Consider the following 12,502-nt stretch of genomic DNA (forward strand, 5'->3'; position numbering starts at 1 on the left):
GCGCTTTTTTGTTTTAAGCGCACGGTTTACCTTATCGAATTGAGAAGAAGGATTACCTAAACTAGCGTGGCTGCGTTTACTGTCCCGCTCGCCACCACGGGGTTTAAGCATGACAACGGAATCTTCACCGGACGCGGAAAGCGATCAACATTACAGCACCATGTTTCGCTACCAGCGGCTATTGCGCCGCCGCATGTTGTGGATTGGCGTGTTGCTGTTGGCCATTGTGGCCTCGCTTGTTCTCGACTTCACTCTCGGCCCGGCTGGGCTTTCACTGCCTACGTTAGGAAATGCGCTGCTGCATCCCGACAACGTGGATGCCGGAACGCGCGTTATCGTCTGGGATATTCGTCTGCCCTATGCCTTGATGGCCATCATCGTCGGTTTTTCGCTTGGCCTTGCAGGGGGTGAAATGCAAACCATCCTGAATAACCCGCTGGCAAGCCCCTTCACGCTGGGAGTTTCCTCTGCTGCTGCCTTTGGTGCAGCGCTGGCGATTATTTTAGGCATTGGCCTTCCCGGTATCCCTGCACAGTGGTTTATTTCTGCCAATGCGTTTGTGTTTGCGCTGTTTGCCGCGCTGATGCTGGATGGCGTCACGCGCTGGAGCCGCGTTTCTTCGTCTGGCGTGGTGCTGTTTGGCATCGCGCTGGTATTTACGTTTAATGCGTTGGTCTCAATGATGCAATTTATCGCCAGCGAAGAGACCTTGCAGGGGTTAGTTTTTTGGACCATGGGAAGTCTGGCCCGCGCGTCGTGGGAAAAACTGGGTGTGCTCAGCGCGGCCTTCACCATTCTGATGCCATTCTCAATGTTAAGTAGCTGGAAGCTAACCGCACTGCGCCTGGGTGAAGACCGTGCGGTAAGTTTCGGGATCGACGTGCGTCGTTTGCGCCTCGCAACATTGCTGCGCATTAGCATTCTTTCTGCGCTGGCGGTGGCATTTGTGGGACCGATTGGCTTTATCGGCCTGGTTGCGCCGCATATTGCCCGCCTGATGTTTGGCGAAGATCACCGCTTTTACCTGCCAGCCAGCGCGTTAACCGGCGCGCTGGTGCTGTCGGTGGCTTCGGTGGCCGCTAAAAATCTTATTCCCGGCGTGATTATTTCGGTTGGCATTGTGACTTCGCTGGTGGGCGTGCCGTTCTTCCTTAGCACTATTTTGCGCCATCGGGGGAATGTATGAAGGAAGGGCTGATTTTACGTGGCGTTAACGCGGGTTACCCGAAACGAAATGTGATTAACAATCTCGACGTGGCAGCCTTGCCGCCAGGTAAAATCACGGTGCTACTCGGTCCGAACGGCTGCGGCAAGTCAACGTTATTACGCGCGCTGGCAGGTCTGAATCGGGGACGCGGCGAAATGTGGCTGAATGGCGAAGAGTTAATGAAACAGCCCTTTGCTCGCCGGGCGCAACGCGTGGTGTATTTGCCGCAGTCGCTGCCAGCGGGCGTACATCTGCATGTGCTGGAATCAGTGATTGTGGCACAGCGCGCATCAGGGGGAGCGTATCGCGCCGCCAGCGAAGCGGAAATTATGCATCTGCTGGCGCAGTTAGGCATTGCGCATCTGGCGATGCGTTATCTCGATCAGCTCTCAGGCGGTCAGAAACAGCTGGTTGGCCTGGCGCAATCGTTGATTCGCCGTCCAGAACTGCTGTTACTGGATGAGCCGCTCAGCGCGCTGGATTTGAATTACCAGTTTCACGTGATGGATCTACTGCGGCGCGAAACCGCCCAGCGCAATATCGTGACGGTAGTGGTGTTGCATGACATCAATATCGCGTTACGTCATGCGCAACATGCGCTGATGCTGAAAGAGGGCAGGTTAATCGCCGAAGGTCAGCCAGACAACGTGATTACGCCGGACACGCTAGCGCAAGTTTATGGCATTAAAGGACGGATAGAACACTGTTCGCGTGGCGTACCGCAGGTGATGATTGATGGGTTAGTGACAGAAGGGCTGATATAACAAGGGCCGAAAACCGGCCCTTACAGCTCTACACCAGCAAATGTTGCGCATGAAAGCGCAGGTGATCTTCCACAAAGCTGGCGATAAAAAAGTAGCTATGGTCGTAGCCCGGTTGAATACGCAGCGTAAGGGGGAAATTCATCTCCTTAGCGATCGCATCCAGACGCTCCGGCTGAAGCTGGTCGGCCAGGAACTGATCGCTGTCGCCCTGATCGATCAGAATCGGTAACCGGTGCTGCACTTCACGCATCAGCTGGCAACTGTCATATTCACGCCATGCCGTGCGGTCCTCGCCCAGATAAGCCTGAAACGCTTTTTGTCCCCATGGAACTTCAGCTGGATTCACAATGGGCGCAAACGCAGAAGCCGAAGCAAAGCGCCCGCCAAGACGCAGCGCCAGCATGAGCGCGCCGTGTCCTCCCATTGAATGTCCCATGACTGACTGACGTTCGCTGACCTTAAAATTGTTCGCGATCAGGGCAGGCAATTCCTGGCTCAGGTAATCGAACATGCGGAAATGGCTCGACCAGGGCTGTTGTGTGGCATTGAGATAAAATCCCGCCCCCTGTCCCAGATCGTAACCTTCATCGTTCGCCACCCGATCGCCGCGCGGGCTGGTGTCCGGCATAATCAGCATCAATCCCAGCTCCGACGCTACGCGTTGCGCACCGGCTTTGGTCGTGAAATTCTCATCATTGCAGGTTAGCCCGGCAAGAAACCAGATTACCGGCGGCGGGGCGTCGCCTTTTGGCGTTGGCAGGTAAATACTAAACGTCATCGGGCAGTTCAGTACGTCCGACTGATGACGCCAGCGCTGCTGCCAGCCGCCAAAAATACGATGTTCTTCCAGAAGCTCCAGTGTGGATGCCATAACCTCTCCTGATTACTTATTAAAGTGCACCACTGAGCGAATGGATTTGCCGTTATGCATCAGATCAAAAGCGTCGTTGATCTCTTCCAGCGGCATGGTATGCGTAATGAAATCGTTCAGCGCAAATTTGCCGTCAAGATAATCCTGCACAATGCCGGGTAACTGGCTACGGCCTTTTACGCCACCAAAGGCAGATCCGCGCCAGACACGGCCGGTTACCAGCTGGAATGGCCGGGTTGAAATCTCTTCACCGGCGCCTGCTACGCCGATAATCACGGATTCGCCCCAGCCTTTATGACAGCATTCCAGCGCGGAACGCATCACATTGACATTGCCAATACATTCGAACGAGAATTCTACGCCGCCGTCGGTCAGCTCAACAATCACTTCCTGAATCGGCTTCTCATAATCTTTTGGATTGATCAGATCGGTTGCACCGAGTTTACGTGCCAGATCGAATTTACTGGTATTGAGATCGATACCGATAATGCGACCGGCTTTCGCCATTTTCGCCCCGATAATTGCCGACAAACCAATTCCGCCCAGGCCAAAGATTGCCACGGTGTCGCCTTCTTTCACTTTGGCGGTATTCATCACCGCGCCCATGCCAGTGGTTACGCCGCAGCCCAGCAGGCACACTTCTTCCAGCGGCGCTTCTTTACTGATTTTCGCCAGCGAAATTTCTGGGATGACAGTGTATTCAGAGAAGGTTGAGGTGCCCATATAATGGAAAACAGGTTTGCCATCTTTGAAGAAGCGGGTGGTGCCATCGGGCATCAGGCCCTTTCCCTGGGTGGTACGGATTGCCTGGCACAGGTTGGTTTTACCAGACAGACAGAATTTACACTGGCCGCATTCTGGCGTGTAAAGCGGGATCACATGATCACCCACCTCAACGCTGGTTACCCCTTCGCCCACCGCTTCCACGATACCGCCGCCTTCATGGCCCAGGATCGCCGGAAACACACCTTCAGGATCTTTACCGGACAGGGTGTAGGCGTCGGTATGGCACACGCCCGTCGCGACGATACGTACCAGCACTTCGCCTTTTTGTGGCGGCATTAAATCCACTTCTTCAATTTTCAGTGGTTCGCCAGCGGCCCAGGCAACGGCGGCACGAGTTTTGATCATGTTCATGCAATCCCTCTTCAATCAATTGTGACGCGCCAAAAAGGATCGCGCACGGATGGTCGTAATGGTTTAAAAACAGCGCGGAACGGTTATTCCGCGGCTGACAATGGATGCATCAGCTCATCGTTAAGCGGCCGATCATCAATCTGTTCAATGAGTAAATATTTTAGTGCTTCAACGTTAGGGGTGAAGGCATCGCGCCGCCACATCAGCCAGGTGGCGGTATCTCGATATTCAGGGGGCAGGCTATGCGCCTGCACGCGCGAGCGGTCCGGCGTCTGTTTCAATACCGATGCCGGAATCATCGCTACGCCCGCACCGCCCGCCACGCAGGCTAACATGGCATGATAAGACTGAATTTCCATAACATTGTCAGGCGCGGTGTGGCTATCGCGATACCAGGATTCCAGCTTAACGCGGTAAGAGCAGCTGTTACGAAAAGCAAACAGAGTGTCACCCTGGGTGTCGCGCGCACTGGTAATCGGCATGTGATCAAGGCCGGTGATTAATATCATCTCTTCGCGAAAGGCGATGCAGCCATTAAGATCGTCGTGCGCAACCGGGCCGTCAACCAGGGCCGCAGCCAGGGTGCCTTCCCGTACCCGCTCAATGATCTCTCCTGAAGTACCGGTAATCAGGGACAGCGCAACCTTGGGAAAGCGTTGATGATAGGCTGCCAGCAGACCCGGCAAACGTGTTGCGGCGGTACTTTCCATGGATCCGAGCGCAAAATTACCGGCGGGTTCGCCGGTACGCGTCATGCTCATCGCTTCATCGCTTAATGCCAGAATGCGTTGCGCATAATTGAGAAAGTTGTGGCCCATTGGCGACAGACGAATGCGCTGCTTCTCACGAATAAAGAGATCGACGCCCAGTTCTTCTTCCAGCTGGCGCAGCCGCGTGGTGAGATTGGAGGGCACACGATGCAGTTGTTCTGCTGCGCGTACCAGCGAACCGCTTTCAGCAACGGAACAGAACATGCGTAACTGGACAAAATCCATATATTCTCTTTTCGTAATTAACTTTGTTAATATTGTTCACTTTTCGTGAGTTTAATCATCCTGCATGTTATAAGCAAGTCAGAATAAACCATCAGGAGAAGGGAAATGGCGTTCCGCGTCGCGCTTAGCGCGTTTATTACTCTATTTGTGGCAATGGGAATAGGGCGTTTCGCCTTTACACCCCAGGTTCCATTGATGATCCAGGCGCATCAGCTGACATTAACCAGCGCCAGCCTGGTCGCGGCGCTGAACTACCTCGGCTATTTATGCGGTTCATTTGATGCGATGCGCGCGCACCGTCGTGTTGAATTACGTTTGCAGCTGGGTGTCTGGGGGGCCGTGATATTAACCTTGCTTTCAGCCTGTGCCAGCGGGCCGTGGCTGCACGGGTTGATCCGCTTTTTGATTGGCTGTGCCAGCGGCTGGGCGATGGTGCTGGTTGCCGCGTGGAGCAATGAACAGCTGCACTATCATGGACGGCCTGGCTTATCTGCAGCCGTATTCGCCGGACCAGGCTGCGGCATTTTTATCAGCGGTATGCTTGCGGTGCTGTTACATAGCTTGCAGGTGAGCGCGACCCTGGCCTGGGCAGTTTACGGCGCGCTGGCGCTGATTTTGGTGGCATTAATTGCGCGTAATCTGCCGCGCCGTGGTGATCTGCATCGGCCCGATCATGACCCCGAGCCGTTAGTCATGAACGGCAATCTCAAACGTCTGGTATGGAGTTATAGCCTGGCGGGATTCGGCTACATTCTGCCCGCCACGTTTTTATCGCAAATGGCCGCGGCACGTTTCCCTGGCAGCCTGTTCGCCCAGTTTGTCTGGCCCGTTTACGGCGGCGCAGCGATGACAGGTATCGTTATCGCTATCGTGACGCGACAGTGGGGCAGCAGCAATGCGCGTCTGGCTATTGCCTTATGGGCGCAGGCGGCCGGCGTGCTGGCGGCCGCAGCTTTGCCCGGTTTTAGTGGGTTGCTTATTGGCGCTTTGCTGGTTGGCGGCGGTTTCCTGGGGGTAGTGCAGTTATCACTGCTGTATGCACGCGAGCTGGCCCCGCAGCACATGCGTTATATGGCGGGCTTACTCACTACCGGCTACGCGCTTGGGCAACTGGCTGGTCCGGTGCTCTCTTCGCTGTCAACCGCCTTATTGCATCGGCTGGAACCGGCGCTTTGGGTTGCGGGGGTGGGATTGCTGTTAGCTGGACTTCTGGTCTGGCGAAGATCAGCATGAAAAGCTTTCATCACCAATCTTATTGATTACTGGATTACCGCTGCGGAAAGTTTCACAATACGCGCTCAGTAATTCAGCCCGCAGTGAAAGTTCTGCGGGCGCATCACCTGCCGGAGAAGAGTAAGATGAGCACCTTAAGTCAGGAAGCCGCCCTGGTTCATGAAGCGCTGCTGGCGCGAGGCCTGGAGACGCCGTTACGCGCGCCAACCCGTGCGCTGGATGACGAAACCCGCAAGAGCCTGATCGCTGGCCACATGACAGAAATCATGCAGCTACTGAACCTTGATCTGGACGATGACAGCCTGATGGAAACGCCGCATCGCATTGCCAAAATGTATGTGGATGAAGTGTTTTCCGGCCTCGACTACGCCAATTTCCCTAAAATCACCGTCATTGAAAATAAGATGAAAGTGGATGAAATGGTAACGGTGCGCGACATCACCCTGACCAGCACCTGCGAGCATCACTTTGTGATTATCGACGGTAAAGCTACCGTGGCGTATATCCCGAAAGAAAAAGTGATCGGCTTGTCAAAAATCAACCGCATCGTGCAGTTTTTTGCGCAGCGTCCCCAGGTGCAGGAGCGTCTGACTCAGCAGGTGCTGGTGGCGTTACAAACGCTGCTCGGAACCACTAACGTTGCGGTTTCCATTGATGCGGTACATTACTGTGTGAAAGCACGTGGCGTAAAAGATGCCACCAGCGCCACCACTACCACTTCGCTTGGTGGCCTGTTCAAATCCAGCCAGAACACCCGTCAGGAATTCCTGCGCGCGGTACGTCATAGCTGAGCCTGCTGGCGGAGACGAATCCGCCACGTCTGGATGCCATATGCAACGCTACCTTGCGCTGGATTTCATTCGCGGATGCGCCATTCTTGGCATCCTGCTGCTGAATATCGTCGGTTTTGGTTTACCTTCCGCGGCTTATCTTAATCCCGCTTGGCATAACAGCATCAGCGTTGCGGAGATCTGGACATGGGGTCTGCTTGATGCGTTTGCCCAGTTAAAATTCCTTACGTTATTCGCGCTGCTGTTTGGCGCCGGCCTGCAATTGCAGTTGCCACGCGGTAGCCGCTGGCTGACAGCGCGCTTGTCCCTCCTGGTTTTGCTGGGTTTTATTCACGGCGTGTTCTTCTGGGAAGGCGATATTCTGCTGGATTACGGCATTGTTGGCCTTGTGATATGGCGCATGTTACGTGATGTTCCTTCCACCCGATCGCTGATGCATACCGGCATCATGCTTTATCTGATGGGTTGCGTGGTGCTGCTGGTTTTTGGTTCTCTCTCTGATCCTGAACCGACGCGTTCATGGCTGCCGGGCGCGGCGGATTTACAATATGAACAATTCTGGAAGCTGAATGGCGGCTGGGAGGCGGTGCAAAATCGCCTTGATCATCTTTCATCAGGTTTGCTGGCTCTGGCATCGCAATATGGCTGGCAGCTGGCAGGATTGATGATGCTCGGTGCTGCGCTGATGCGTTACGGCTGGTGGAAAGGGGAATTTTCGCCGCAGCATTATCGCCGTAGTGCAGTGATCCTGCTGGTGACAGGCTTTGCAATCGCCATTCCCGGCGTGCTGGCGCAATGGCAGGTGGGCTGGGCGTTCCGCTGGACGGCTTTTTACCTGCAAGCGCCACGCGATCTTGCCAGCCCGTTTATCAGCCTCGGTTATGCCGCGCTGTGCCTGGGTTTCTGGTCGCAGATTTCACGCTGGCGCATAAGTTACGCCATGCAATGCGTTGGCCGCATGGCATTGAGCAACTATTTGTTGCAAACCTTTATCTGTACCACGCTTTTTTATCGCTTCGATCTGTTTATGCATTTTGATCGGCCAGGCTTGCTGATGTTGGTTCCGGCTATCTGGGTAGTTAATATTCTGTTTTCGGTCATCTGGTTACGCTACTTTCCCCAGGGTCCATGCGAATGGATATGGCGTCGCCTGACTAAACTGGCAGCCGGTAAAACAGCCGCTCGTCTTTCCGACAGATAATGACAGACATCACAAAGGTTGCAGAATGATATGTAACCGCTTTCATTGATGTGACGCAATTCACGCTGCCTTTTTCCCTTTCCTGACAAAATAGCGCCGGTATTCTTATCCGGCGTAATGCCTTTTTTCCTCTGTGGAACTGCTGCATGATAACGATTCGTGATGTTGCCCGTCAGGCTGGCGTGTCGGTGGCGACCGTCTCGCGCGTACTTAATAATAGCAGCGCGGTGACTTCTGACACCCGGGACGCTGTGTTACAAGCGGTTGCTGTGTTGGGTTACCATCCTAACGCCAACGCGCAAGCCTTAGCTACGCAGGTCAGCGACACCATCGGCGTGGTGGTAATGGACGTTTCCGATCCTTTCTTTGGTGCGCTGGTAAAAGCGGTTGATACCGTGGCACAGCGCGTACATAAACATGTATTGATCAGCAATTCCTGGCATCAGGAAGAGAAAGAGCGTCATGCCATTGAGGTGTTAATACGTCAGCGATGCAATGCGCTGGTGGTGCATGCGAAAACGCTTTCAGACGCAGAGCTGGCTAAGTTTATGCAGCATGTTCCGGGCATGGTAATGATCAATCGCATTGTGCCGGGTTTTGAATCACGCTGCGTCAGCCTTGATAATGTAACCGGTGCATTAATGGCGTCCAGAACCTTGTTACAACAAGGTCATACGCGCATCGGCTATCTTTGCTCCAGTCATCCCATCGAAGACGTCGTACAACGTCGGAAAGGATGGTGGCAGGCCATGAGCGAACAAAATATTCGTCCCCCGGAAAGCTGGATTGCCAGCGCCGAACCGGATATGCAGGGCGGCGAAGCTGCCATGGTTGAGCTGCTAGGCCGCAATCTTAACCTCAGCGCCATCTTTGCCTATAACGACGCTATGGCGGCGGGCGCCCTCACTGCGCTGAAAGATAACGGCATTCGGGTGCCGCAACATTTCTCTGTTATTGGCTTTGATGACATTCCCATCTCCCGCTATACCGATCCCCAGCTTACTACAGTGCGCTATCCCATTGTTTCTATGGCTAAACTGGCAACAGAATTAGCGCTACAAGGCGCAACAGGGGAACTGGATGAAAGCGCAAAACACATTTTTATGCCGACTCTGGTGCGTCGTCATTCGGTGGCTCAGAAGCAAAATGTGGAGTCGGTCACTAATTCAGCTAATTCCGCCATGTAACCGCTTTCAATCTGTAATTTTATTCACAGTTAATTAACATCTCCCTCTCTATGATGGCAACGTCTTACCAGACTGAAACATTATGTAACGCCACGGTAACGCGAAGGATGTGGTTTCAGCCGCGGAATGAAATGGTTCTTAACATCTTTCAGGAAGCGTTAGCGCACAGGGAAGTCAGCTTTGGATGGCGTTTCAGCGGTATTACGCACGAGTCAGAGCAGACCGCCTCGCCAAATTATTTTACTGATTACTCTCCCGCCGTCTGGCGCGGTAGAGCTAAAAAGACCCTGCAAAAAAACCGGAGATACCATGAATAAGAAGGTTTTCACGCTCACAGCACTGGTTGCCAGCATGATGTTTGGTGTAACTGCGCACGCAGCTGACGCACGTATCGGCGTGACCATTTACAAATACGATGACAACTTTATGTCAATGGTGCGCAAAGACATTGAGAAAGAAGCGCAAACGTTGGGCGGCGTACAGCTACTGATGAACGACTCGCAGAACGATCAATCCAAGCAAAACGATCAAATCGACGTGCTGATGGCGAAAGGGGTAAAAGCGCTGGCGATTAACCTGGTTGACCCGGCGGCAGCGGCGGTTGTGGTGGATAAAGCGCGTAGCAACGATGTGCCAATTGTATTTTTCAACAAAGAGCCCAATGCGAAAGTGTTAGCCGGTTATGACAAAGCCTACTACGTCGGCACCGATTCTAAAGAATCCGGCATTATCCAGGGCAAACTGATTGAGAAGCACTGGAAAGCGACGCCAGCATGGGATTTGAATAAAGATGGTCAGATTCAGTTTGTGCTGCTGAAAGGCGAGCCAGGGCATCCTGATGCGGAAGCACGTACCAAATACGTGATTGAGACGCTAAATAAGGATGGCCTGAAAACGCAGCAGCTCGCAATGGATACGGCGATGTGGGACACCGCGCAGGCGAAAGACAAGATGGACGCCTGGCTGTCTGGCCCGAACGCTAAAAAAATCGAAGTGGTTATCGCTAACAATGACGCAATGGCGATGGGCGCAGTTGAGGCGCTGAAAGCCCATAATATGTCCTCTGTGCCGGTGTTCGGCGTAGATGCGCTGCCAGAAGCGTTAGCGCTGATTAAAACAGGCGCAATGGCGGGAACGGTGCTGAATGATGCGGAAAACCAGGCAAAAGCCACGCTGGATATAGCTAAGAACCTGGCCGACGGCAAGCAGGCGACCGAAGGCACCAACTTCAAAATGGTTGATAAAATCGTCCGTGTACCTTACGTGCCGGTAGATAAAGAAAATCTGTCTCAATTCCAGAAATAAATTTGAATCTGGGCGCGGTGCATACCGCGCCTTTTTCACGTGACCACGTTTTTTAGCCAGGTAAATTATGGCCAGTGATAATACGACCGCGCAGCGTGAATATCTGCTGGAAATGACTGACGTCAGTAAATCATTTCCGGGCGTTAAAGCGTTAGATAATGTGAATTTAAAAGTACGCCCGCATTCCGTTCATGCCTTAATGGGCGAAAATGGTGCCGGAAAATCCACATTATTAAAATGCCTGTTTGGCATTTATAAAAAAGATACGGGGAGTATCTTATTTCAGGGCAAGGAAATAGACTACAAAAGCTCTAAAGAAGCGCTGGAAAATGGCGTTTCGATGGTGCATCAGGAGTTAAACCTGGTGCTGCAGCGCACCGTAATGGACAATATGTGGCTAGGGCGTTATCCACGGAAAGGCTTTTTTGTCGATCAGGACAAAATGTATCGCGATACTAAAGCGATCTTTGACGAGCTGGATATTGATATTGATCCGCGTGACAAAGTCGTTAATCTTTCCGTCTCGCAGATGCAGATGATTGAAATCGCTAAAGCCTTTTCCTATGACGCTAAAATTGTGATTATGGATGAACCCACTTCCTTCTTAACCGAGAAAGAGGTGAATCATCTGTTCACGATTATCCGTAAGCTGAAAGAGCGCGGCTGCGGCATTGTTTATATTTCGCATAAAATGGAAGAGATATTCCAGCTGTGTGACGAGATTACTATTTTACGCGATGGACAATGGATTACTACCCAGCCGCTGGACGGGCTGGATATGGACAAGATCATCGCCATGATGGTGGGACGTTCGTTAAATCAGCGTTTCCCGGATAAAAGCAATGTGCCAGGCGAAACCATTCTTGAGGTGCGTCATTTAACTTCGTTGCGTCAGCCTTCGATTCGCGACATTTCGTTTGATTTGCGTAAAGGGGAGATCCTCGGCATTGCCGGGCTGGTAGGCGCTAAACGTACCGATATTGTCGAGACGCTGTTTGGCATCCGGGAAAAATCGGGCGGCACCATTAAACTGCACGGTAAAGCGATTAATAATCACAGCGCCAATGAAGCCATTAATCATGGTTTTGCGCTGGTGACGGAAGAGCGCCGCTCAACCGGTATTTATGCTTTTTTAGATATTGGTTTTAACTCCCTTATCTCCAATATTAAAAAATATAAAGGCACTATGGGGCTGCTGGATAATAAACGCATGAAAAGCGATACCCAATGGGTTATCGATGCCATGCGGGTGAAAACCCCAGGCCACCATACGCAAATTGGTTCCCTCTCTGGTGGCAACCAACAGAAAGTTATTATTGGTCGCTGGTTATTAACCCAGCCTGAGATTCTGATGCTTGATGAGCCGACGCGCGGTATTGATGTTGGCGCAAAATTCGAAATTTACCAGTTAATTGCTGAACTGGCGAAAAGAGAAAAGGGCATCATTATTATCTCTTCCGAAATGCCCGAGCTATTAGGTATTACCGATCGTATTTTGGTAATGAGTAACGGCATGGTAGCAGGCATTGTTGATACGAAAACGACCACGCAGAACGAAATATTGCGTTTAGCGTCATTACACCTTTAATGAAGCAAGGGCTGTTAACATGAAAGCGACTACAAAAAAGAATGCGCTAACCTGGTTAAAAGAGGGCGGCATTTATGTCGTGCTGCTGGTATTACTTGTACTAGCTCAGACCTGATCTGACAGTTACCGGTTATTTATACAGGTGTCTGTCAGATTAAATCTGGTTCAGATTCTTTTCTGCCCAGACCCGTTTTCCATCAAGTAACGTGGCCATTGGCGTACG

General features: G+C 52.4%; 11 protein-coding genes and 1 pseudogene. 9 read left to right on the forward strand and 3 right to left on the reverse strand.

What is annotated here, in order from left to right; translation table 11 throughout:
• The first annotated feature begins 109 nt into the window (after positions 1–109).
• Entirely contained in the window at positions 110–1,186 is a 1,077-nt protein-coding gene (locus QRY16_RS08565; RefSeq protein WP_289776286.1) for a FecCD family ABC transporter permease, read from the forward strand.
• The gene (locus QRY16_RS08570) at positions 1,183–1,971 is read left to right on the forward strand and encodes an ABC transporter ATP-binding protein (protein WP_193404851.1); all 789 of its coding nucleotides are present in this window, start codon (positions 1,183–1,185) and stop codon (positions 1,969–1,971) included. The genes QRY16_RS08565 and QRY16_RS08570 overlap by 4 nt, the downstream gene beginning before the upstream one ends.
• A 28-nt stretch (positions 1,972–1,999) precedes the next feature.
• Here the strand turns inward: QRY16_RS08570 and fghA are convergent, their stop codons facing one another.
• The 3 genes from fghA to ptrR all read right to left on the reverse strand — a co-directional run bounded on the left by fghA (position 2,000) and on the right by ptrR (position 4,974).
• Complete coding sequence (fghA, locus tag QRY16_RS08575; protein WP_289776287.1) at positions 2,000–2,842, reverse strand: S-formylglutathione hydrolase; 843 nt, start codon at positions 2,840–2,842, stop codon at positions 2,000–2,002.
• A 12-nt stretch (positions 2,843–2,854) separates the two neighbouring features.
• The gene (locus QRY16_RS08580) at positions 2,855–3,979 is read right to left on the reverse strand and encodes an S-(hydroxymethyl)glutathione dehydrogenase/class III alcohol dehydrogenase (RefSeq protein ID WP_289776288.1); all 1,125 of its coding nucleotides are present in this window, start codon (positions 3,977–3,979) and stop codon (positions 2,855–2,857) included.
• Positions 3,980–4,062: 83 nt separating this feature from the next.
• The gene (gene ptrR / locus QRY16_RS08585; RefSeq protein ID WP_289776289.1) at positions 4,063–4,974 is read right to left on the reverse strand and encodes a putrescine utilization regulator PtrR; all 912 of its coding nucleotides are present in this window, start codon (positions 4,972–4,974) and stop codon (positions 4,063–4,065) included.
• Positions 4,975–5,079: 105 nt separating this feature from the next.
• Here ptrR and QRY16_RS08590 point away from each other — a divergent pair, with 105 nt between their 5' ends.
• From QRY16_RS08590 to QRY16_RS08620, 7 genes and pseudogenes are all read left to right on the forward strand, one after another.
• On the forward strand, positions 5,080–6,207 hold the full coding sequence (locus QRY16_RS08590; protein WP_289776290.1) for a YbfB/YjiJ family MFS transporter: 1,128 nt from the start codon (positions 5,080–5,082) through the stop codon (positions 6,205–6,207).
• Between the two features lie 125 nt (positions 6,208–6,332).
• A complete protein-coding gene (folE, locus tag QRY16_RS08595; protein WP_193404856.1) occupies positions 6,333–6,998 on the forward strand; it encodes a GTP cyclohydrolase I FolE in 666 nt (221 codons plus the stop codon).
• 40 nt (positions 6,999–7,038) lie between these two features.
• A complete protein-coding gene (gene yeiB, locus QRY16_RS08600) occupies positions 7,039–8,199 on the forward strand; it encodes a DUF418 domain-containing protein YeiB (protein WP_193404857.1) in 1,161 nt (386 codons plus the stop codon).
• A 146-nt stretch (positions 8,200–8,345) separates the two neighbouring features.
• Positions 8,346–9,386: an HTH-type transcriptional regulator GalS gene (gene galS, locus QRY16_RS08605; RefSeq protein WP_289776291.1), complete on the forward strand. Its 1,041-nt coding sequence runs from the start codon at positions 8,346–8,348 to the stop codon at positions 9,384–9,386.
• 309 nt (positions 9,387–9,695) lie between these two features.
• Positions 9,696–10,691, forward strand: a complete 996-nt coding sequence (gene mglB / locus QRY16_RS08610) for a galactose/glucose ABC transporter substrate-binding protein MglB (RefSeq protein WP_289776292.1) — start codon at positions 9,696–9,698, stop codon at positions 10,689–10,691.
• Positions 10,692–10,758: 67 nt separating this feature from the next.
• Entirely contained in the window at positions 10,759–12,279 is a 1,521-nt protein-coding gene (gene mglA / locus QRY16_RS08615; RefSeq protein ID WP_289776293.1) for a galactose/methyl galactoside ABC transporter ATP-binding protein MglA, read from the forward strand.
• A 19-nt stretch (positions 12,280–12,298) separates the two neighbouring features.
• Positions 12,299–12,382 (forward strand): annotated as a pseudogene (locus QRY16_RS08620) (hypothetical protein); the annotation flags it as partial.
• Positions 12,383–12,502: the final 120 nt, after the last annotated feature.

Source organism: Mixta mediterraneensis (assembly GCF_030283135.1).
Lineage (GTDB): Bacteria > Pseudomonadota > Gammaproteobacteria > Enterobacterales > Enterobacteriaceae > Pantoea > Pantoea mediterraneensis.